The 23,554-nt window shown below is 32.5% G+C and carries 22 protein-coding genes and 2 tRNA genes; 17 read left to right on the top strand and 7 right to left on the bottom strand.

What is annotated here, in order from left to right; genetic code table 11:
* Positions 1-242 precede the first annotated feature (242 nt).
* On the top strand, positions 243-1,013 hold the full coding sequence (gene fabI, locus BK821_RS07045) for an enoyl-ACP reductase FabI (protein WP_046837375.1): 771 nt from the start codon (positions 243-245) through the stop codon (positions 1,011-1,013).
* Positions 1,014-1,191: 178 nt separating this feature from the next.
* On the opposite strand, the gene cozEa is transcribed toward fabI, so the two are convergent.
* Positions 1,192-2,277: a lipoteichoic acid biosynthesis protein CozEa gene (gene cozEa, locus BK821_RS07050; protein WP_046837376.1), complete on the bottom strand. Its 1,086-nt coding sequence runs from the start codon at positions 2,275-2,277 to the stop codon at positions 1,192-1,194.
* A 326-nt stretch (positions 2,278-2,603) separates the two neighbouring features.
* Between cozEa and BK821_RS07055 the strand changes: the two genes are divergently transcribed.
* The 3 genes from BK821_RS07055 (at position 2,604) to BK821_RS07065 (ending at position 5,616) form a co-directional block, all read left to right on the top strand.
* The gene (locus BK821_RS07055; RefSeq protein WP_063410197.1) at positions 2,604-4,175 is read left to right on the top strand and encodes an alanine/glycine:cation symporter family protein; all 1,572 of its coding nucleotides are present in this window, start codon (positions 2,604-2,606) and stop codon (positions 4,173-4,175) included.
* Between the two features lie 99 nt (positions 4,176-4,274).
* Positions 4,275-5,021 (top strand): esterase family protein, encoded by a 747-nt coding sequence (locus BK821_RS07060; RefSeq protein WP_046838096.1) that lies wholly within the window; start codon positions 4,275-4,277, stop codon positions 5,019-5,021.
* A gap of 85 nt (positions 5,022-5,106) precedes the next feature.
* Positions 5,107-5,616, top strand: coding sequence for a YjcG family protein (locus tag BK821_RS07065; protein WP_046838097.1), 510 nt, complete (start codon positions 5,107-5,109; stop codon positions 5,614-5,616).
* Between the two features lie 138 nt (positions 5,617-5,754).
* On the opposite strand, the gene ltaA is transcribed toward BK821_RS07065, so the two are convergent.
* Entirely contained in the window at positions 5,755-6,948 is a 1,194-nt protein-coding gene (gene ltaA / locus BK821_RS07070; protein ID WP_071331470.1) for a lipoteichoic acid biosynthesis MFS flippase LtaA, read from the bottom strand.
* A complete protein-coding gene (locus tag BK821_RS07075; RefSeq protein ID WP_046838099.1) occupies positions 6,926-8,101 on the bottom strand; it encodes a diglucosyl diacylglycerol synthase in 1,176 nt (391 codons plus the stop codon). Before BK821_RS07075 ends, ltaA begins: the two co-directional genes overlap by 23 nt.
* Positions 8,102-8,540: 439 nt before the next feature.
* Between BK821_RS07075 and BK821_RS07080 the strand changes: the two genes are divergently transcribed.
* The 7 genes from BK821_RS07080 to BK821_RS07110 all read left to right on the top strand — a co-directional run bounded on the left by BK821_RS07080 (position 8,541) and on the right by BK821_RS07110 (position 18,091).
* Positions 8,541-10,025 carry a UDP-N-acetylmuramoyl-L-alanyl-D-glutamate--L-lysine ligase gene (locus BK821_RS07080; protein ID WP_046838116.1) on the top strand — a complete coding sequence of 495 codons (1,485 nt, stop codon included), beginning with the start codon at positions 8,541-8,543 and terminating at the stop codon, positions 10,023-10,025.
* Positions 10,015-10,254, top strand: coding sequence for a YueH family protein (locus BK821_RS07085; RefSeq protein ID WP_046838100.1), 240 nt, complete (start codon positions 10,015-10,017; stop codon positions 10,252-10,254). Before BK821_RS07080 ends, BK821_RS07085 begins: the two co-directional genes overlap by 11 nt.
* Positions 10,255-10,266: 12 nt before the next feature.
* A complete protein-coding gene (locus BK821_RS07090) occupies positions 10,267-11,829 on the top strand; it encodes a peptide chain release factor 3 (RefSeq protein ID WP_046838101.1) in 1,563 nt (520 codons plus the stop codon).
* A 335-nt stretch (positions 11,830-12,164) separates the two neighbouring features.
* Complete coding sequence (locus tag BK821_RS07095) at positions 12,165-12,965, top strand: TerC family protein (protein WP_046838102.1); 801 nt, start codon at positions 12,165-12,167, stop codon at positions 12,963-12,965.
* 302 nt (positions 12,966-13,267) lie between these two features.
* The gene (locus BK821_RS07100) at positions 13,268-15,025 is read left to right on the top strand and encodes a S1C family serine protease (protein WP_046838103.1); all 1,758 of its coding nucleotides are present in this window, start codon (positions 13,268-13,270) and stop codon (positions 15,023-15,025) included.
* 17 nt (positions 15,026-15,042) lie between these two features.
* Complete coding sequence (locus tag BK821_RS07105) at positions 15,043-16,401, top strand: TrkH family potassium uptake protein (RefSeq protein ID WP_046838104.1); 1,359 nt, start codon at positions 15,043-15,045, stop codon at positions 16,399-16,401.
* A 181-nt stretch (positions 16,402-16,582) separates the two neighbouring features.
* On the top strand, positions 16,583-18,091 hold the full coding sequence (locus BK821_RS07110) for a bifunctional metallophosphatase/5'-nucleotidase (RefSeq protein WP_046838105.1): 1,509 nt from the start codon (positions 16,583-16,585) through the stop codon (positions 18,089-18,091).
* A gap of 169 nt (positions 18,092-18,260) precedes the next feature.
* Here BK821_RS07110 and BK821_RS07115 read toward each other — a convergent pair whose 3' ends face one another.
* Positions 18,261-18,863: a CPBP family glutamic-type intramembrane protease gene (locus BK821_RS07115; RefSeq protein ID WP_046838106.1), complete on the bottom strand. Its 603-nt coding sequence runs from the start codon at positions 18,861-18,863 to the stop codon at positions 18,261-18,263.
* 5 nt (positions 18,864-18,868) lie between these two features.
* Positions 18,869-19,054 (bottom strand): YkvS family protein, encoded by a 186-nt coding sequence (locus tag BK821_RS07120; RefSeq protein WP_046838107.1) that lies wholly within the window; start codon positions 19,052-19,054, stop codon positions 18,869-18,871.
* A 201-nt stretch (positions 19,055-19,255) separates the two neighbouring features.
* Between BK821_RS07120 and lplA the strand changes: the two genes are divergently transcribed.
* A complete protein-coding gene (lplA, locus tag BK821_RS07125; protein WP_046838108.1) occupies positions 19,256-20,245 on the top strand; it encodes a lipoate--protein ligase in 990 nt (329 codons plus the stop codon).
* Positions 20,246-20,344: 99 nt separating this feature from the next.
* Here lplA and BK821_RS07130 read toward each other — a convergent pair whose 3' ends face one another.
* The gene (locus tag BK821_RS07130) at positions 20,345-20,563 is read right to left on the bottom strand and encodes an IDEAL domain-containing protein (RefSeq protein WP_046838109.1); all 219 of its coding nucleotides are present in this window, start codon (positions 20,561-20,563) and stop codon (positions 20,345-20,347) included.
* A 253-nt stretch (positions 20,564-20,816) separates the two neighbouring features.
* Between BK821_RS07130 and BK821_RS07135 the strand changes: the two genes are divergently transcribed.
* The 4 genes from BK821_RS07135 to BK821_RS07150 all read left to right on the top strand — a co-directional run bounded on the left by BK821_RS07135 (position 20,817) and on the right by BK821_RS07150 (position 22,149).
* On the top strand, positions 20,817-21,380 hold the full coding sequence (locus BK821_RS07135) for a competence protein ComK (protein WP_071331471.1): 564 nt from the start codon (positions 20,817-20,819) through the stop codon (positions 21,378-21,380).
* Between the two features lie 155 nt (positions 21,381-21,535).
* Positions 21,536-21,610: transfer RNA gene (locus tag BK821_RS07140), tRNA-Asn, on the top strand.
* 2 nt (positions 21,611-21,612) lie between these two features.
* Positions 21,613-21,701, top strand: a tRNA-Ser gene (locus BK821_RS07145).
* A gap of 256 nt (positions 21,702-21,957) precedes the next feature.
* On the top strand, positions 21,958-22,149 hold the full coding sequence (locus BK821_RS07150; protein ID WP_046838111.1) for a hypothetical protein: 192 nt from the start codon (positions 21,958-21,960) through the stop codon (positions 22,147-22,149).
* A 396-nt stretch (positions 22,150-22,545) separates the two neighbouring features.
* Here the strand turns inward: BK821_RS07150 and BK821_RS07155 are convergent, their stop codons facing one another.
* Positions 22,546-22,758 (bottom strand): TM2 domain-containing protein, encoded by a 213-nt coding sequence (locus BK821_RS07155; protein ID WP_046838117.1) that lies wholly within the window; start codon positions 22,756-22,758, stop codon positions 22,546-22,548.
* A 166-nt stretch (positions 22,759-22,924) separates the two neighbouring features.
* Between BK821_RS07155 and BK821_RS07160 the strand changes: the two genes are divergently transcribed.
* Positions 22,925-23,491 (top strand): GNAT family N-acetyltransferase, encoded by a 567-nt coding sequence (locus BK821_RS07160; RefSeq protein ID WP_046838112.1) that lies wholly within the window; start codon positions 22,925-22,927, stop codon positions 23,489-23,491.
* The last annotated feature ends 63 nt before the right edge of the window (positions 23,492-23,554 follow it).

A 23,554-nucleotide genomic window follows, 5' to 3' on the forward strand; every position in this document is an offset into this window, starting at 1 on the left:
AACGATAGGTTAGAGTAAGATTTATCTTCTGTGACTATATCGTTGTATTGTTTTGTTTATGAAAGTATAACGATAAAAAAAGTATTTAAATATGATAATGATAGCAAAATAAATTGTTTAAACAATCAAACCAATGTTAAAATAAAGAATATTGGAATTGGGATTGAGCAAAATGAAGCAACAGCACATCAGAATAACTCGCCCAGTTGAAAATGAAAATTAATTAAAGGAGTTATTATTTCATGTTGAATTTAGAAAATAAAACATTTGTCATTATGGGTATTGCTAATAAACGTAGTATTGGTTTTGGAGTAGCTAAAGTATTAGACGAACTAGGTGCTAAATTAGTCTTTACATATCGAAAAGAACGTAGTAAAAATGAATTAGAAAAATTACTAGCGCAATTAAATCAGAAAGACCACCATGTATTCCAAGTGGATGTACAGAAAGACGAAGACGTTATTGATGGATTTGCTAAAATTGGTGATGAAGTTGGTACAATCGATGGTGTTTATCACTCAATCGCTTTTGCAAATATGGAAGATTTACGTGGCCGATTTATTGATACATCAAGAGACGGTTTCTTATTAGCTCAAGACATTAGTTCATATTCATTAACTATTGTAGCTCGTGAGGCTAAAAAACTTATGCCTAATGGTGGCAGCATTGTTGCTACAACATATTTAGGCGGGGAATTTGCTGTTCAAAACTATAATGTGATGGGCGTGGCAAAAGCAAGTCTAGAAGCAAACGTACGCTACTTGGCGCTTGACTTAGGTGAAGATAATATTCGTGTGAATGCAATTTCTGCTGGACCTATTCGTACATTGAGTGCTAAAGGTGTAGGCGGTTTTAATACAATCTTAAAAGAAATCGAAGAACGTTCACCATTAAAACGTAATGTAGATCAAGAAGAAGTGGGCAAAACTGCAGCTTATCTATTAAGTGATTTTTCAAGTGGTGTAACTGGTGAAAATATCCATGTGGATAGTGGTTACCATATCGTTAAATAATCCGTTTATGTTGTTTAGTCTATAATTGATTCATGAATGAGGATGAACGACGAGATAAATGGTTCGAAGGTATTTTTAAATTGAATTGATTTTCTTTAATATAAAACAGGTCACATCATTGAACAATGATGTGACCTGTTTTTTTATGCACTTTATGCTTTATACACAAAGCATTGTATTATTCTTTAACATCGCTATTGGCTTTTTCCATAATTTGCTCTCTGTAGCTGAATACATTACCAATAATCGTCTTGATTACTGCATAAAGTGGTACAGCTATAAGAATTAGCCCAAAGCCGCCAATATTACCAGCTGCTAATATCACTACAATAATTGTAAGTGGGTGAATATTTAATGATTTACCCATAACATTTGGTGTAATGACATTACCTTCAAGTTGCTGTGCAATTAAAGTAATGATACATACCCAAATGAATATTGTTGGACTTTGTATGATTGCTATGATGGCAGCAGGTGCGAAAGCCATCCAAGGCCCTAAGAATGGGATCATGTTAGCTACACAGGCAAACATTACAAGCAATAATGTATAGTTTAATCCAATGATGGAATAACCAATATATAAGATAACTCCGAGTATGATACTTACAGTTACTTGTCCTTGAATATATGATTTAACAGTGTGATCCAAGTCCTCTAATAATTCTACTACAAATACCTTTCTATCCCCTTTAAATAATTTTGCAATAAAAGGAATAAAGCGTTCATGATCTTTCAACATGTAAATTAAGAAGAACGGCACCATTATAAGTAAGAACAAAGTAGAGATAATTGAAGTAATGTAACTAAATGAATTCGATAATATATCAGCAGTATTATCACTCATTGACTGTACCATTTTGTTAATGCGGTTCGTTACATCAGGTGGTAATCTTTCCATTTGATCTAATGAGTAATTGATAATATGTTGTACTTCATGTTGTAGTGTAGGAATTTGATTAACTAAATTCTCGATTTGCTCTGCAATCAGTGGACCTACAAAGCCAACAATAATACCTATAATTATAATTAACCCAATAAAGATAATTGTAATACTACCCCAACGTGGTACTTTATTTTTTTCAAGTATCTTTTGAAAAGGTAAACAAATATAGAATAAGAAGCCGCTGAGTAATAAAGGTATTAACACAGATTGTAGAATAATGATGAACGGTGTGAATACACTATGGACCTCCATTATTAATTTGATTAGTAAAAACAGGATGAGTAAGGCAACACCTGTTCTAAACCAAACTTTGTTTAACATCGAATATTTCCTCCTAAAAATTGTCATTTATTGAATTACTTTTCAGTATATATCATATATAGGTAGAACAAAAGGTAAATTTAAAGTTACATATAACGTGTGAAGGGCTGCATGTAACGTCAGAAATTTATAATTTTTAGAAAAAACAAACTGAATATCATAAAACTATTTGTCTATAAAAGTAAATATAGATTATCAATTTAGACGTATAATATATAAAAGTTTAAAAATATAAAATATTAAATGCGTTGCGCGGAATATTATAAGTGTGTATAATGAGTAAAAATATATCATTTTACATAATGGTACAACAAGGGGGATACATTATGTTAGAAAGTTTACTTACTTGGTTTTATGATATTGTTTGGAGCAAGCCTTTGGTCTATGGCTTATTAATTACGGGGATTATTTTTTCATTGATGATGCGTTTGTTCCAAGTTAGACATTTTAAAGAGATGATTCGACTCATGTTTCAAGGAGAGAAATCACCTACAGGTATATCGAGTTTTCAGGCTATTGCCTTATCACTTGCTGGTCGTGTAGGAACAGGGAATATTGTCGGTGTATCAACTGCGATATTTATAGGAGGACCCGGCGCGGTATTTTGGATGTGGGCAACAGCATTTTTAGGCGCAAGTAGTGCATTTATAGAATCTACATTAGGACAAATATATAAAAGAGAAGAAAAAGGGCAGTACCGAGGTGGACCAGCATTTTACATTGAATATGGTATAAAGGGGAAAATGGGTAAGATTTATGGTTTAATATTCGCCGTTGTCACAGTTATTTCAGTCGGTTTGTTATTGCCAGGTGTTCAATCTAATGCCATATCAAGCTCAATGAAAAATGCATTTAGTATTGAACCATGGATTATTGCACTATGTTTAGCTGTATTATTAGCTTTAATTATCTTCGGTGGCGTCAAATGGATTGCTACTGCTGCAACAGCAATTGTGCCATTTATGGCAATTATTTATATATTAATGGCGGTTGTGATTATTTTCTTGAATATTGAACAGGTACCAGCACTATTCGCTTTGATTTTTAAATCAGCATTTGGAATGCAAGCAGCGTTTGGTGGTATATTAGGTGCCATGATAGAAATCGGGGTTAAAAGAGGGCTTTATTCTAATGAAGCTGGACAAGGAACTGGACCACATGCAGCATCTGCTGCAGAGGTATCTCATCCTGCAAAGCAAGGTTTGGTACAATCATTTTCAGTTTATGTAGATACATTATTTATTTGTACAGCGACAGCACTGATTATTTTATTATCAGGAACATATAATGTTACTGACGGGGGAACAGGTTCAGGCGGTAAGCCTAGCATGATTAAAGATAATGGTATATTTGTAGAAATGTCCAATGGTGATAAAGATTACTCAGGGACAGCGATGTATGCACAAGCAGGTATAGATAAAGCATTTCAAGGTGGAAGTTACCATTTTGATCCAGCATTTTCAGGCATTGGATCATATTTTATAGCTATTGCATTATTCTTCTTCGCATTTACGACGATATTAGCGTATTACTATATTGCTGAAACCAATATTACCTATTTAACAAGAAAACGAAAAAATAAAACCACTACTTTTTGGATTAATGTAACTCGAATTGTGTTGATTGCTGCTACAATATATGGTGCAGTAAAAACAGCGGAAATTGCATGGTTGATGGGTGATTTAGGGGTAGGTATGATGGCGTGGTTAAATATCATCGCCATATGGATTTTGCATAAACCAGCCATGCATGCTTTAAAAGATTATGAACAACAGAAGAAACGTTTGGGTTCAGGGAAATATGCTATCTATAAACCGGATCCTAAATCAGTACCGAATGCGGTCTTTTGGTTGAAAGATTACCCTCAACGTTTAAGAGATGAAAAATATAACAAATAGTTAATTGGCACGATATTTATTGAAATATAGCACTGAATATTTTAAAATTATGCGTCTCTTGGTACAATGTCATTAAGACTACTAGGAGGCGCGTTATTTATGTGTGATTTTCATCCAGGTACCATTAATAAAATTAATTTTCCAAGTGAAATATTAGATAGAGATGTAACTTTATCTATTTACTTACCGAAAGACTTCACAAGATTATTTAAATATAAAGTTGTTTTCTGTTTTGACGGTTTAGATTTTTTTAGTTTTGGAAGAATTCATAGGACTTATGAGCGATTGCGTGAAGAAAACAAGGTAGAAAGAGCAATCTTTGTGGGTTTTCATTATGAAGATGTAGATAAGCGTCGTGCAGAATTTCATCCACAAGGTGCAAGAACACATTTAACTGTTAAAGCGATGGCAAATGAGATTTTACCTTATATTGATCGTACGTTTCCAACATTTAAAGTAGGGAACGCACGCGTTGTATTAGGTGATAGTTTGGCAGGAAGCGTAGCGTTGATGACTGCTTTGTCTTATCCAAGGGTGTTCAGTCAAGTCGGCTTGTTAAGCCCACAACATGATGAAGTTATACAGACTTTATTAGAAAGGTGTCAATTTAAAGAACAATTATCGATTTGGCATACTGTAGGCTTAGAGGAAGATGACTTTGAATTACCGACAAATGGTAGGAGAGCGGATTTTCTAACACCAAATCGAGAACTCAAAAATATCATCGAAGCGCATGGTATTTCGCATTACTATTTTGAATTCGATGGAAGTCATAGATGGAAGTCATGGAAAGAATTACTTGATGAGTTATTAATTTATTTTTTATCAGATAATATTTCTTTTTAATAATGTGAACTAAATTTAGTTTAAAGTAACGAATTTTTCGAAAATTTGATATAATGAAGTTATGTTAAACAAAGGAGGAATTTAAATGATTTTAGGATTAGCATTAATTCCGTCAAAAGCATTTCAAGATGAAGTAAATGCATATCGTAAGCGTTATGATAATCACTATGCGACAATTATGCCGCATATTACGATTAAGGGGCAATTTAAAATTAATGATGGTGAGTTGGAATCAGTCAAAGAGGATATTAAATCAAGAATTGAAGGTATCCCGACTGTTGAAGTGCATGCTACTAAAGCATCAAATTTCGCGCCAATCACAAATGTGATTTATTTTAAAGTTGAAAAAACAGAAGCATTAGAAAAACTATTTAACCAATTTAACAGCAATGACTTTTATGGTGTGGCTGATCATCCGTTCGTGCCTCATTTCACAATTGCTCAAGGACTAACAAGCCAAGAATTTGAAGATATATATGGTCAATTAAGACTGGCGGGAATTGATTATAAAGAAACGATTGAGCAACTTTCATTAGTGTATCTTGATGAAGAAGAAGAAAAATGGAAAGTGTTAGATACGTTTAATTTAGCTTAATTATTGCCCGATTCAACCAATTATTATTGTTTACGATAATCACAAGGAATTAAAAAGAGGAGTCCCACACCATTTAAGACAACTGTCTCAAATGATGCGGGACTCCTTGTTTAGTTTTAAATCAAATTCACTTATTGTTTACGAGTTGTGATACTTTTCTTTTTTCATAAAGTATATGCCATAGAATATTGCTAAGAATAAGAATAACAGTGCAGAGAAATAAAATGTATTGTTCACAGATTTAGTGAACTCTGTTATTAGTCCACCAACCAACGGCCCAATCATAGAGCCGAATCCTTGAACGCTATTAAATACACCCCAAGTTTCTTCTTGCGCATCACTATGAATATGACCTGCCATAAATGTGTTCCAAGCAGGTAATAATAAGCCATACATAAGTCCAATGAAGACTGCCAATACCCAAACGATTGCTATGTTAGTAATCAATGATAATGCGAAAATCATTAACGTATAAAGTATAAAACCACCGAAAATAACACTATACATAAAAGTTGTACCATTTTTATCAATGATTTTTGATAAAAATAACATTGATAGGGCGCAACCGATACCACCAAATACGATAGCCATTGTATACTCTACTGTAGAAACGCCAACGACTTTTGTTGCATATGTAGGTAAAATTGGGACCAAAGCTGTTATAGATGCGCCCTGTAATAAAATACCTGGAAATAGCACCATATGACGTTTGGTAACATCAACAATTTGCCCTAATTGTTGTTTAACTGGACGCGTATTGTAATTCGTCAGTCTTATTTTTACAAAATAATATAGTATCCATGCAATAAGTACAACGAGTGACATCATAAATGCGAATTGCGTAGGGTGGAATTTAAAGATAATATTCATGCCAACCATACCAACAAGTAAGCCTAATAACCATGAAAAGTAAACATATCCCATTTGTTTGCCACGGCTTCTCTCATCTACACTTGCAAGCATAATCACCCATATTGGACTTACAGCAATGCCTAATAGTACAGCACTCGTAATTAATACTAGCGGAGAAGTTGGAAACCAAATCACTAAAAATAGACTTCCGAAAGCAAGGAGAAAGCCTAAAGTTAATACAAGTTTGGTACCTAGTCTCTTTAATAAGAAGCCAATCACAAAGTTTGTGGCGGCATCAGCAATAAAATGAAGGGAAATTGCGGTAGAAGTAATACCTACCGCAATTGAAGTTGCTGTTGGCAGCAATGATAAATAACTTAATACATACATACCACGAGCAAATTCCATTAAGAATAGGATGACTAACATGATTATGAAATTTTTACTTATAGCATGGTTATTTAACGAAGAGCTTTGCATATAAAGGAACCTTTCCGTAAACATCCTCGTAGTGAGTTGAATGATTTAATAAATCTAATAAGTCTTTACATAATTTATATGTTGAGTAGGGAATGCGAGATGCGTTCATTGATTGTGTCATTGCTGATAATGAATCTAATGAATTTGTTAAAGTCGCTACTTGTTGGATCGCAGCTTCAGGCGTACGAGCAATGTAACCATAACCTTGTTCTTCAAAATAATTTGCATTTTCAAGCTCTTGACCTGGCGCAGGATCTAAGAAAATCATGGGTATTTGTCTCGTCAAAGCCTCTGATATTGTTATACCACCCGGCTTTGTGAGCATTAGTTGACTTGAAGCCATCCACTCGTTCATATTTTTAGTATATCCGAGTATAAGCACGTTATCGTAATGTTTAAATTGTGCAGATAATGAACGTTTTAATTCTTTATTCTTGCCACATATCATTACGACTTGTGAGTGTGGACTATGAGTTAATATGGCTTTAATCATTTGATCAAAGCCTTTAGATACACCAAATGCCCCAGCCGACATTAAAATTGTGGGTTTATCTGGGTTAAGGTGATTTTGACGTAACCACGAAACTTTATCGATTTCTTCCTCGAATTTATCAGCAATAGGAATACCAGTAACTTTTATTTTTTCTTTAGGTATACCGATACTAGCGAATTCTTCTTTTAAATCTTCTGTTGCTAAATAATATCTTTGAGAATGTGGTGTAATCCAGTTTTTTTGTAATTTATAATCTGTCATCACAGTAGCGATAGGTATATTCATATCAAATTGTTCCGTTAATACAGACATCACTGGTGTAGGAAATGTAAGTAAGATTAAATCTGGTTTTTCCTTTAACAATAAGTTTATTAATTTATTGAGTCCGTAATATTTATAGAAACATTTATCTAATTGGTCAGGGCGACTATAGTAAAATGCTTTGTACATATTTCTAAAGTATTTAAAACTATTAATGTACCATTTTTTACATATAGAAGTCAGAATTGGGTGCGCTTCTAAAAATAAATCATGTTCAATAACTGTTAAATTGTCTAGATTCATTTCGTTAAACTGGTTAACTACACTTTGAGTAACCTGTAGGTGACCATTACCAAAGGAACCAGTAATAATCAATATTTTTTTATTTTGAGTAACCATTAAAGCCACCCTCCAATAGTATAATTTATCTCATGCTAAGTTTAACGCATTTTTATAGCTTGCGAAAGAAAAAACACAATTATTAAAGATTATATCATTTTACATAACGATATGAAATCATTCATACTGAATCAAAGATTTTGTTCTGTTAAAATAATATTGTTTTATATCTTTACATTACCACGAAATTGCAATAGTACTCCTATTTCAATAGAGTTTCGTAAATATATAAAGAAACTTAATAATGCAATAACACTAAGTTAATATTTCTTATATATATAGAAATAAGTATAAATTTACAAATAGTTTTAAACAGTCATAAAAACTTATTTATATAGGAAGACATAATAAATTACCAGATAATAGATTCTATAAAATTAATTGAAAATATGTATAAATGTGTATAATGGAAGTAATGGAAAAAAAGGAGCGATAAATGTTGGATGCAAATGTTTTGTTTGAGAAAATAAGAGTTAAACAAGTAATGGGAACTTTAGATAGAAAGATAAATGATATTACTACAGATTCTCGTACTGCTAAACAAGGGAGCGTGTTTATAGCTTCAAAAGGTTATACAGTAGATAGCCACAAATTCTGTCAGGACGTCGTAGATAAAGGATGCCAAGTGGTCGTAGTTAGCGAGGAACAAACATTAAATGGTGATGTAACGCAAGTTATTGTTCCAGATACGTTACGTGTGGCTAGCTTATTAGCCAATGTGTTATTTGACTATCCGAGTAAACAACTTGTTACTTATGGTGTGACTGGTACCAATGGAAAAACGTCTATCGCGACAATGATACATCACATCTATAGAAAATTAGATAAGTCTAGTGCATATTTAGGTACAAATGGTTTTCAAATCAATGAAAATAAATCCAAGGGTGCGAATACAACACCTGAAACGGTCTCATTGACTAAAAAAATAAATGAAGCGGTAGAAAACAAAGCTGAAGCTATGACATTGGAAGTTTCAAGTCATGGATTATCTTTAGGGCGCTTACGAGGTGTTGATTTTGATGTGGCTATTTTCTCAAATTTAACACAAGATCATTTAGATTTTCACGGTACCATGGAAGCTTATGGACATGCTAAATCATTATTATTCAGCCAACTTGGCGAAGATCTTTCTAAGGAAAAATATGCAGTTTTAAATAATGATGATACTTTTTCAGAGTATTTAGGGGCGGTGACACCGTTTGAAACATTTACTTACGGTATTAATCATAAAGCGCAATTTATGGCAGAACAAATTAATGAATCATTACAAGGTGTGCATTTCAAATTCGTCACACCGTTAGGCAGATTTGAGGTTAAATCACCGTATGTGGGTATGTTTAATGTTTCAAATATTATGGCAGCAATGATAGCTGTTTGGAGTAAAGGCATTGCAATGGAAGATATTATTAAAGCTGTTGAAAATTTGGAACCAGTTGAAGGTAGATTAGAGGTATTAGATCCTTCGCTGCCTATTGATTTAATTATTGATTATGCACATACTGCTGACGGTATGGACAAATTAATTGATGCAGTCAAACCATTTGCCAAACAAAAATTGATATTCTTATGTGGCATGGCTGGTGAACGTGATATGGGTAAAACGCCTGAAATGGGGCGAGTAGCTTGTCGTGCGGATTATGTCATTTTTACGCCAGATAACCCAGCAAATGATGATCCTAAAAAACTTACAGCTGAATTAGCAAAAGGTGCAACACATCATAATTATATTGAATTTGAAGATCGGGCTGAAGGTATTCGTCATGCTATTGATGTTGCTGAGCCAGGAGATACAGTAGTATTAGCTTCAAAAGGACGCGAACCATACCAAATTATGCCAGGCAATGTCAAAGTACCTCATCGAGATGATTTAATAGGTTTAGAGGCCGCTTATGAAAAATTTGGTGGTGAGCCGAATGAAAATTAGAGATATAAATTTTAATAATGTACGTTCACATGTATATATTTATGAAAATAGTGAGGATGCACTTTATTTAATTGCCATTCCTGAATTAAATTGGTCACTAGAGGTAGATATAACATTAAATGAAGATGATTTAAAGGAAGAAATTGTGATACACTTGTTTACGTTAATTGATGAATCTTCAGCGAACACTATCGCTGAAGATATTATCGAACGGATATTTGAGAATTAAAGGAGATTATCAATGAGTATAAAGGAAGAAGTAAAATCAAGAAAAACCTTTGCAATTATTTCTCATCCTGATGCTGGTAAAACTACATTAACTGAAAAATTATTGTTATTCGGTGGTGCAATCAGAGAAGCAGGTACAGTTAAAGGTAAAAAAAGTGGGAAGTTTGCTACTAGTGACTGGATGAAGGTAGAACAAGAACGTGGTATTTCTGTTACAAGTTCAGTGATGCAGTTTGATTATGATCACTATAAAATAAATATTTTAGACACTCCAGGACATGAAGACTTTTCAGAAGATACGTATAGAACACTTATGGCAGTTGATAGTGCTGTGATGGTCATTGATTGTGCGAAAGGGATTGAACCTCAAACATTAAAACTCTTTAAGGTTTGTAAAATGCGAGGTATTCCAATTTTCACATTCATCAATAAGCTTGACCGTGTAGGTAAAGAACCATTTGAATTATTAGATGAAATCGAATCTACATTAGATATTGAAACATATCCTATGAATTGGCCAGTAGGTATGGGACAAAGCTTCTTTGGTATTATAGATCGTGATTCACGTACCATTGAACCTTTTAGAGATGAAGAAAATATATTACATTTGAATGATGAATATGAATTAGAAGAAGAACATAAAATTACAAACGATAGTGCCTTTGAGCAAGCAATTGAAGAATTTATGTTAGTAGAAGAAGCTGGAGAAACATTTGATAATGACGCCTTATTAAATGGTGAGTTAACACCCGTATTCTTTGGTTCAGCCTTAGCAAACTTTGGTGTGCAAAATTTCTTGAATGCATACGTAGATCATGCTCCAATGCCAAATGCACGCCAAACAAACGAAGATGTAGAAGTAAGTCCATATGATACTGATTTTTCTGGATTTATTTTCAAAATCCAAGCTAATATGGATCCTAAACACCGTGACCGAATTGCGTTTATGCGTGTCGTAAGTGGCGCCTTTGAACGTGGAATGGATGTTACGCTACAACGTACAAATAAAAAGCAAAAAATCACACGATCCACTTCTTTTATGGCTGACGATAAAGAAACTGTAAATCATGCCGTAGCCGGTGACATTATTGGTTTATATGACACAGGAAATTATCAAATAGGTGATACTTTAGTTGGTGGTAACCAAAAATTTAGTTTCCAAGATTTACCACAATTCACCCCAGAATTATTTATGAAAGTTTCAGCTAAAAATGTAATGAAACAAAAACATTTCCACAAAGGTATTGAACAATTGGTTCAAGAGGGTGCAATTCAATATTATAAAGCACTTCATACAAATCAAATCATTATCGGCGCTGTTGGCCAGCTACAATTTGAAGTCTTCGAACATCGTTTGAAAAATGAGTATAACGTAGATGTTGTAATGGAACCAGTTGGTCAAAAAATTGCACGTTGGATTGAAAATGAAGATGATATTAAAGATAAGATGAGTACATCTCGTTCAATTTTAGTTAAAGATATTTATGATAATTCTGTATTTTTATTTGAAAACGAATTTGCAACTAGATGGTTTGAAGAAAAGTTCCCAGAAATTAAATTATATAGTTTGTTATAAATCTATAATTTGTGTATAATAACTTTATTAATAGAATACCTATGACTTTGTAGTCAGAGGGGAGTAACTCAACTATTGTTAAATTGATATTTAAAGTACTTAATGCTTAATTGATATCTTTTAACGTAGTCATTTTATCGTCATTACGAAGTTTTACGCTTCCGGTGAAATGGGCAGACGCTATTGTCGAGTGAGACCTTTGCTAAAAGTGAAAATCGAGTAATATATTGTAATTTAGTTTATTTAAATCTAAATCGACAATAAAAGACAAGAGATTACACTTACTTAGCTTAGGTCTCTATTTTTTATGTAAAAAATTAAAGGAGTTGTCCTAGATGGATCCGAGTTTGATATTACCTTATTTATGGGTACTTTTAGTACTTGTATTTTTAGAAGGGTTATTAGCTGCAGATAACGCAGTAGTTATGGCGGTTATGGTTAAACATTTACCACCGGAACAACGTAAAAAAGCTTTATTCTATGGTTTATTAGGTGCATTAATATTTCGTTTTATCTCATTATTCTTAATTAGTATTATCGCGCATTTCTGGTGGATTCAAGCACTCGGTGCACTTTATTTACTGTATATGTCAATTAAGAACTTGATATCCTTCTTTAAATCAAAAGATCAACAAGAACAAGAAATTGGAGATACACACCATTTTGATGAATCAGGAGAAGAAATCAAAGCAAGCCCTAAAGCATTCTGGGGTACAGTGTTAAAAGTTGAATTTGCTGATATTGCCTTTGCAATTGATTCAATGCTAGCAGCACTTGCAATCGCAGTGACTTTACCAGCAGTAGGTATCCATTTCGGTGGGTTAGACTTAGGACAATTTGCCGTAATGTTCATAGGTGGTATGCTAGGTGTTGTTATTATGCGTTTTGCAGCAACATGGTTTGTAGGTTTACTAAATAAATATCCAGGTTTGGAAGGTGCTGCCTTTGCTATCGTAGGCTGGGTGGGTATTAAATTAGTGATTATGGTACTTTCACATCCTGATATTTTAATTTTACCAGAAGAATTCCCACACTCTACGTTATGGCAGTCTATTTTCTGGAGTGTAATGATATTATTAGTAATCATTGGTTGGTTATCATCAATGCGTAATAACAAAAAACATCAAAATAAATAACCATGTTTACTTTATGTGAGTTTTATATGAATGTATAATTCAATGACCCAGAAAACATATTATGTTTTCTGGGTTTCTTGCATTATAAAAGTATATGTATAGAATATTGCATACATTATATGTCAATACTTTACTATGATAAACACGTTTTTTTAGAATCATTAATTATAATTAGAAATTTAAGATAAAAGTGATTATAATCAAAATATATCTACTTTTATAAAACAAAATAACTAAGCAATCTTTATTATGATATGTCATAATAGATGTTGAAGTAACATGTAGTATTAGGGGGAATTATAGTGACTAATAATAAAAAACATGTAATCCCAAAAACGAAATATGGAAGAAAACGACGAGAATATTTTCATAACGAAGAACGGGAACAACGTGTACAACTTGAGCAAAAAGCTGAGGAAGAACGAGCAGAAAAAGCAGAACAGTTAGCAAAAAATAATGAAGAACGTGTAAAAGATAATTTGAGGAAAGCACGTATTGAAAAGCTCACTCAAGAAGAAATTCAACAACAACAAATTTTAGCGATTAGTCGAAAACATAGTCCATCTGATAACGACTTAAATGCTAGCCCATCAGACGAGATGTATAAACTTGACGATAACAAGGAAAATCAAGATGTTCATAGTGAACAGCACAACATAGATAAACAAAATGTAGAACAATCTACTACAGAGCAAAGTAATAACGATATAGAGACAAACAGAAAAGAAACATCACATGTAAACGGTAATGGTATAATTGGTAAAAATGAGCAATATGATCATTTTTATTCAGAAGAAGCACAACAGTCTCGCGTCAAACAATATATTGATGAGGAAAGTGGTAGCAATAGTAAAGAGAAGGTTGAAAATACACAAAAAAATAACAATATTGAAACGCATCATAAACAAAGCAATATTGATAAAATAAGAGAGTTTTTCTTGGAACATTGGGCAAAACTACTTATAGTGATTGGTGTGATATTACTCTTAGTATTAATAAACGCAATATTTAATAACGTAGATCACAATGGTAGTAGTAGAGAAAGCGTATTTAAAGGCCACCAAGACAAAGCTTATACAACAACAATGAAAAGCGCAAACAGTGCCATACATTCAATTGTAACTGTTGATAATAATACAGGTAAGGAAACTTCATCTGCAGATAAAGAGACACAAGAAGCTGGGAAAGAAAATGAATTAGGTTCAGGTGTCGTCTACAAAAAAGTGGGCGGCTCTATTTTTATTATGACGAATGCACATGTCGTCGGTGATAAAAAAGAACAAAAGATTACATATGGTAATGATGATTATTCAATAGGTAAAGTTATAGGTACAGATAAATTCTCTGATATCGCTATCGTCAAAGCGAAGGTGAAATCTGATAGTGATGTTAAACCAATCAAAATGGGTGATTCAAGTACACTTGTACTAGGAGAACCTATTATAGTGATTGGTAATCCGTTGGGTGTTGATTTTAAAGGTAGCGTATCAGAAGGGATCATATCTGGTCTTAACCGTCATGTGCCTGTAGACATAGATAAAGATAATCAATATGATGTACTGATGAGTGCATTCCAGGTGGATGCACCAGTGAACCCTGGTAATTCAGGTGGTGGTGTCATTGATAGAGATGGTAAGTTAGTTGGTATTGCATCATTAAAAATTGATATGGAAAATGTAGAAGGTATGGCATTTGCAATTCCTGTTAATGATGCGCAATCTATAGCAAAGCAACTTGAAGCCAAAGGAGAAGTGAAATATCCTAATACAGGTGTTAAAATAACAAATGTTGCAGAGATAGATGATGCGACACGTCAGGCAATTAGCTTACCGAATGATATTAACAAAGGTATTTTGATTGGTGATGTTAAAGAAAATTCATTAGGTGAAAAATCTGGGTTGCAAAAAAATGATGTCATAGTAGAATTAGATGGTAAAGAAATTGAAGATAATCTGAGATATAGACAAGTTATCTTTAGTCACAAAGATGATTTGCAGACATTACCAGCTAAAATATATAGAGATGGTAAACTTAAGGATATCAAGATTAAATTGAAGTAACGTTGAGGTGATAAGTGTTGTCCATTTTCAATCAATTGTTAAAGAAATCCAGCCCTCAACAAGGTATTGTAATGTATTATCTCGTTGCTATTGTAGTAGCGTTCTTATTACTTAATTTACCATTTGTACATAAATCAGGTGTACATGTTGATCCAGTAGACACGCTATTTGTTGCTGTTTCTGGAGTTAGCGTGACTGGTTTATCACCAGTAAATATTGCAGAAACTTATTCAACGTTTGGCCAAATCATTATTATGATTATTCTAAACATTGGCGGTATTGGTGTAATGGCGATTGGTACAATGCTATGGGTTGTCTTAGGTAAACATATCGGTATGCGTGAACGTCAATTAATCATGCTAGATAATAATAAAGACACAATGAGTGGCACAGTAAAACTTATTTTAGATATTGTACGTACGATTTTAATAATTGAATTTGTAGGTGCAGCGTTACTTGCGTTTTACTTTTATAGAGATACGCCAGATTTACAGTATGCTATAATGCAAGGCATTTTTGTTTCTGTCTCGGCTACGACGAATGGTGGTCTAGATATTACTGGGCAATCATTAATTCCGTATGCAAATGATTATTTTGTACAGACAATTGTAATGTTTTTGATTATTTTAGGATCTATTGGTTTTCCAGTTTTGATTGAACTGAAAGCTTATATTAAAAATCGAATCCCGAATTTTAGATTTTCATTGTTTGCCAAGATTACTACCGTAACTTATTTAGTATTATTTGTATTAGGCGTAGTAATGATTTTATTATTAGAGCATAATCATGCTTTTCAAAATATGACTTGGCATAAGTCATTGTTTTATGCGTTATTCCAATCAGCTACGACAAGAAGTGCAGGTCTGCAAACTATAGATGTTAGTCATTTTGGTGATGGGACGAATGTCATTATGAGTATATTAATGTTTATAGGGTCTTCCCCAAGTTCTGTTGGTGGTGGTATTAGAACGACCACGTTTGCAATATTAATATTATTTTTATTGAATTTTAATAATAATAACGAAAAAATTTCAATCAAAGCATTTAATCGTGAAATTCACGTTACAGATATTCAGCGTTCGTTTGCCGTATTTACGATGGCTTCTATACTTACATTTGCAAGCATGATATGTATACTTGTTGCTGAAAATGGTAAATTATCATTTTTACAAGTTTTCTTTGAAGTCATGTCAGCTTTTGGTACATGTGGCTTATCGTTAGGTATTACTGGAGATCTTAATGATACAACTAAGGTTGTGTTGATGTTGCTGATGTTCATAGGACGAGTAGGTCTTATCAGTTTTATTATCATGATAGGTGGCCGTCGCGAGCCAGACAAGTTTCATTATCCAAAAGAACGTGTGCAAATTGGCTAGTAGTCAGTTGAAAATAAAAAGCAAGGTGTTTCTTGGCGTGATATTGCAAGAAACACCTTGCTTTTTTGTATATTACTATAAAGGTATGGAAATTGTTGAAGATGTATCGTATTCAAAATCATTTTTAGTACCAACGATATTTATATACATGTTAAACTGTCATTAATGAGGAGAGAGGCGTATGAAACTAAGTGAAAAAATTGCAATAGATGTTATCACAACTTCAGATATGCATAGTTATTTTCTAAATGGAGATAATGGTTCGAATATTTATAGAGCTGGCACATACGTAAAACAAAAAAGAGAAGAAAACGAGCACGTCATTTTGTTAGATAGTGGCGGGAGTTTAGCAGGATCATTGGCGGCATTTTATTATGCTATTATTGCACCAAATAAGCGACATCCGATGATTAAACTTATGAATGCCATGCAATACGATGCTAGCGGTATAAGTCCTAATGAATTTAAATTTGGATTATCCTTTTTTTCGAGATCCATTTCATTATCTAGGTTTCCGTGGCTATCAGCGAATATTGAATATAAACGTACCCGTGAACCCTATTTTTCTACTCCATATACAATTAAAGAAATTGAGGGTGTTAAAATTGCAATCGTTGGCTTAACATCAGATGGTTTGATGGAACGTGAGCATTTTGAAATGGAAAAAGATGTACGCATTGAGAAAACGTTATTATCTTCTAAAAGATGGATTCGTTTTATCCATGAAACAGAGATGCCAGATTTTCTTATAGTAATTTATCATGGAGGATTAAATCAATTGAATACGTCGGCAAATGAGCGTGAGCAAAATGTAAATGAAGCGGAAAAAATCATGCAGACATTAGGCGTTATTGATTTATTGATTACCGGTCATCAGCATCAAACTTTTATCGGTAGAGATGATCAAACACTTTATGTACAAGCCGGTCAAAATGCAGAACAATTAATTCATGTGAAGATTAATTTCAAGAAGAGAACAAATTCTTACGAGTTGGAAGATGTAGACTCACACATTGTAGATTTAAATGAATATAAAGAAGATGAGGCATTACTAAATCTAACGCATTATGATAGAAAGACGGTTGAACATTGGGGAAAAGATGTTTTAACTCGATCTGATATACAAGCACAAGTAAACGGGCTCGCAGATGTGATTAAGCAACCACATCCATTTATTCAATTATTGCATGATAGTATTCGTTTGTCTTTTGATTATGATATTTCATGTGTACATTTGCCTACAAATGGTGAAGAAGGTTTGACGGGCACAGTGACGAATAAAGACTTGTATGAAGCTTATCCACATCCAGATGTGCCTGTAGACTTAACACTTAAAGGACAACATATTAAAGATATATTGGAGTATGGGTATTCACATATAGAATTTAGCGAAGGTGAACTGAGTTTAACGATTATTGATGAAACATTATGTACATTTTGGCAAGGTGTAGATTATACGATTGATATGAATGCTGAACCGTTCAATCGCGTGGTATTAAATAATATTAGATTAGATCACATGTATCGTGTGAGTATGACTGATTATTGTTATAGAAACTACCGACAATATTTAGAAAATGCTGTAATACATGATACTGATAATATTACTATGGTCGAACTTATTTCTAGAAATTTAAAAAATAACACATATCAATTACGTCAAAAACAAACTTTCAACGTTATAACTTAAAACAAATAGTAAGATAGGTCGTTAATCTTTTGTGCTGTTGGTGGATGTTTTGGTAACTATAAAAAATGTAATAAAAAACTGGAAGATACAGTGTCTTAAGACGAGTATCTTCCAGTTTTTTGTGATAATTGGAATATTTCAATTTTTCCTAAACAATAAACTAAATGAACTATACGTGGAAAATCAAAAGAATAACAACGGCAACAATTTGTGCTATTACGGTTGTTGCAATTCTGCGCGTATATAAATAACTTAGGGAAAGAACAATTTGTACAATAAAAATAAAGAAAACAATCCATAGATTGTCTAAATAGTAAAATAACGAAGCTGAGCAAAGTGCTGTAATCACAATGGCTAACCAACTTGGCATTTTTAATTTTAGCAGTTCTTTTTGTAACACAGTTCTCATATAAAGTTCATGGCATGGAATAACGAAAACGAGCGTTACTAACATTTGCCATTTAAAATATACACCAGTTCTTGTTAATTCTTTAATTAATTCAGAGTATTTTAAATCTGAAACAATAGCTGCTATGATAAGCTGAACTAGGATTAACACGATACCAACAATTATCCCTATACCAAGAGAAGTTAACAATCGTTTAGATTCTATATCTCTTTGGTAAAAGGTGTAACTAATACCTGCTATTAACATAATACCAGTATATAGATACCAATATTCTTGTTTTTCACCCCACATAATATAAAGGATTACGTGAAATACAAGAAAGCTTACTACAAACCATATTAAAGCCTTTGAAATTCTATCCATTTTAACTATCCTTCTTGGTCAACGATTGTATATCGTTTATGATTAATGACAGTTTTTTCAGGCAAGTCTAGTTCATTGAAGTTCTCCATAATTGTTAAGTCTACAATTACTGAATTATCATTAATTTTTTCTACACGGCCTTTTAAACCGTCATAAAATTCTACTATATTTCCAACTTCTGCAACAGTCATGCTTAGTCCTCCCTAGAAATGCTAACTAGATAGTATTATACAAAAAATCCATGCACAAATAAACAAATAACTATCAAATCGCATTAGATAAAACAATATTAAAAATATTGAGTGAAATTGAACTTAATAATTGGCATTTTTCGGCAAAATATAGCATAAATAAGATAAGGGCATATATATTAGGAAAAAGGAGTGTAGTTAATGAAATTTATTAGTAATAATGATATTACAGATCCAACCTTGAATTTAGCTATGGAAGAGTATGTTTTAAAAAACATGCCCAAAGAAGATAGTTATTTTCTTTTTTATGTTAACAGACCATCTATAATAATTGGGAAAAATCAAAATACTGTAGAAGAAGTTAACCAACCATACATCGATAAGCATGGTATTGATGTAGTAAGACGTATTTCTGGTGGTGGAGCTGTGTATCATGATACAGGAAATCTGAATTTTAGTTTTATTACAGATGATGATGGCAATAGTTTCCATAACTTTAAAAAGTTTACTGAGCCTATTGTTGAAGCGTTAAAATCATTGGGTGTAAATGCTGAATTGAGTGGACGAAATGATATTCAAGTTGGGAATGCTAAAATATCTGGTAATGCAATGGTAAAAGTGAAAGATCGTATGTTTAGTCATGGCACATTGATATTGAATAGTGAATTGGATGAAGTTCAAAATGCTTTAAGGGTGAATCCAGCTAAAATTAAATCAAAAGGAATTAAATCTGTGAGAAGTAGAGTCGCGAACATTGTAGAATTCCTAGATGAGCCTATTGATATTGATACTTTTAAAGATATCATTTTAAAAACAATCTTTGGAGAGGCTAACCAAGTAGAAGAGTATAAACTTACAGATGAAGATTGGCAAAATATAGAACAATTAAGTAATGAAAAATATCGTACATGGGATTGGAATTATGGTAAAAATCCAAAATACAACTTTGAAAGAGAAGAAAAATTTGAAAAAGGCTTTGTTCAAATCAAATTAGATGTTAAAAAGGGTCAAATTGCACATGCTAGAATTTTTGGCGACTTTTTTGGCGAAGGGGACATCACCGAACTTGAAAATGCCCTAGTGGGGACATTGCATGAATTTGCTAGTATTGAAGAAGCTTTATCAAACTATGACATCCACCATTATTTTGGCGCTATAGATAGAAATGAATTAATCAGATTAATGTCATAATAGTTTTACTTAAGATTTAAAAAATTCAAAAAGGTCTATTCTCTAACTTCGATAGCGTAAGTAGGGAATAGACCTTATTTTAAATAACATGCTATTAAATTAACCAACGAGGAATTCCTCCAAGTTTCTGTATTCTTCAGTAAATCGTTTGAAATCATTCTCGTTTTTATTCTTTAATGCATCGTCAATAAGATATTCTAATTGCTGCTTACGAACATTCCTAAGTGATTCATCAATAATTAATTCAATGCCCAAATCATTGATAGTAGATACAAAAGATTCCAATGTATTGTATTTAACATGAGTATTGTGTTTCATTTCCAGCACAGCCCTTCTATATATATTTATATTTAGTATACCGTCTTTTATTTTTGAAATCAACGAATATTCTGACTTTTCCGAAAAAATAAGTGTAAAATGCAACTTTCTCAAAAAGTAAGAAATATCAAAAGAATATTCACTGAATTTTAATTGTAGTAAACTTATAAAATATTTTATTGTATAAGTTGAATTTAATATATTTTTAGTATATTATTTGGGTATCACCATAAATTGTAAGGGGGCAACAGCTATGATTCAACAATACATTATTAAAAAAGGTGATATGGCGCTTCAACCATGTAACTTGTCAATTGGACAGTATGAAGGTACATCTATCTACAAGTACAAAGAAGAAAGTAATGTCATAAAAGATCGAATACATAAAATTATCGACCGTTCATGCAGGTTCTATGGTAGTAGTTATGTATTTAAAAAAGAAGATACCATGAGAATCACTGGTATTTGTAGTAAACCACCCATTTTATTCACCCCATTATTTCCTACTTATTTCTTTCCAACCCATTCAGATCGTAAAGAAGAAAACACTTGGATTAACATTCATTATGTTCAGAGTATTAGGACGTTAAAAGATAAGAAATCTAAAGTGACTCTCGTAGATAATCAATCTATGATTGTTAATATTTCAGCACATAGTATGCAACATCAATACTTAAATGGTATATACTATTATTATATGATGGATAGAGCAGCTAGAGTTGCTACATTTGATCCTGAATCTCCTATTGATTATACGAAATCACAATTAAATATTTACGAAGCTTTGGCTAAATACTCTTTATTTGAAAATAAGTAGCTAACTTTATTTATAAAAAAATGTAAAAAATTAAAATATGTGGAACATCATATTAATATAGTGTAAATGTTCCGCATATTTTTTTAACATTCCTCTTGAAAAATATTTTGTAGTTGCTATAATAGTATTTGTGCTTGATGAGAAGCACTGATTGATCCACAGTAGCTCAGTGGTAGAGCTATCGGCTGTTAACCGATCGGTCGTAGGTTCGAGTCCTACCTGTGGAGCCATTGGAAACGTACTCAAGTTGGCTGAAGAGGCGCCCCTGCTAAGGGTGTAGGTCGTGAAAGCGGCGCGAGGGTTCGAATCCCTCCGTTTCCGTAATATAAATATTATCGAAAATACCGGAATCCTCACTATAGGATTTCGGTATTTTTTGATATGTGTATTTAACAAATTGTGATTATGTTAAGTGACATGATCACAATTCGTTGATTTAATTACATGAAGCAGTATTTAAAGTGTTTTGTTTTGCTACATTTAATAATTGACTACTATTCTATTTATGGTTGATATAAGTAGTGCACTGTTGACATTGTGGAACGTATGTTCTATTATGTTAGCGAGGTGAATGAATGTGGAGCCAAATTTAGATTGGGCTAAAGACTTCCAGGAATTTCAAGAGATATTAAATTCTGGAATTCATCCTGAGTGGTTGTACAGTGCCAAAGCGAATATGATACTTAACCCAGCATATACTGGAGAAGGGAAACAATTTTTCTATACAAAAGATATTGTTACTGCCAGCAAGAGCATTCCGTTTTTTTGAGCATAAAGTAAGTTAAACTTAAACAATATAAAAATGATTAATGTATTTGTGATACGCGATGATATATGAATAGGTGAACATTATTGTTTACCTTTGGAATTGTTTTCATTGATAATCTATTTAGTCTAAAAAAGAGATTAGGACATCAGCTATTTATGCTTTGTTCTAATCTCTTTTTGTAGTGAAACTATTTTTTCTTGCTTATTAAATTTTTAATTGCTTTCACTATATAGCCCACAACCAGTGATCTAAATATACGCTTTATAATATTTCCCATTGTAAAACCTCCTAGACTACAGTTCAAAATTGCTCAATCTACTTTATTATAATTGTTTACCCATTTTAAGATGATTTATCGTGATATTTTAAAAATAGTTCAATAAAGGATGGAATATATTATTTTTCGAAACTAATCATGCCATTTTCATCAGCTTTTTTAAAGAAAATAGTAATTATGCCATTTATTATCGCAATGATGTAAGGGATGCCTGTCCAAAAGAAGATTAAATGTACAATACCTTGTGCTAATTGATTTGAATAAAATTTATGAATCCCACTCCATCCAAGGAGAAAGGCAAGTAATACATAAATAACTTTGTTTATTTTCATTTGTTTATATCCTTTCATTATATTAATACCTTAATTATCTCTTATAATAAGACATACAACAATTGAAAACAATTAAGTCGTGAGGAATTTAGCTGTTATTTCGAAAATACCTTATGTTTCATATATAATAGAATCAATAAGTAATGATGAGTTGAGGAGAATTTAAATGATCAGAAAAGCTAAAAAAGAAGATAAACATAAAGTTGCACAATTATGCTACATCATATGGCATGAGTTGGATATAGATATGGTTAAAAGTGTTGAAAAGGAACGATTACTTAAAGTGATGGAACAGAGTATAGTAGAGGTCAATTATAGAGGTCACTATAGTAATGTATGGGTATATGAAATGGATGGTGAAATAGCGGGATGCTTAATTGCTTATCCTGGAGAACAAGAGGAAATGCTTGAAAAGGCATGGTTAGACATGATACTTGAGGAAGATATTAAAGCTTTTGGTACACCTATGCCTATGAAAGAAGCAAACGATGATGAGTATTATATTGAAACAGTTGCAACTTTTCCTGAATATCGCGGTAAAGGGGTGGCAACACAACTTATTAAGCATGTATTAACAACATATCCTGGAGAAAAATGGAGTTTAAATTGTGATATAACAAATGCTGGGGCATTACACGTTTATAAAAAATTAGGATTTCAAATAGCGAGTGAATTTGATTTATATGGTCATATGCATTATCACATGACGTATACAACAAAATCATTGGATTAACAATAAAAAGCGACTTTCTTATTTGAGAAAGTCGCTCCTTGATATAGGTTTAATATTATATTA

Source organism: Staphylococcus sp. LCT-H4 (assembly GCF_001866145.1).
GTDB classification, from domain to species: Bacteria; Bacillota; Bacilli; order Staphylococcales; family Staphylococcaceae; genus Staphylococcus; species Staphylococcus succinus.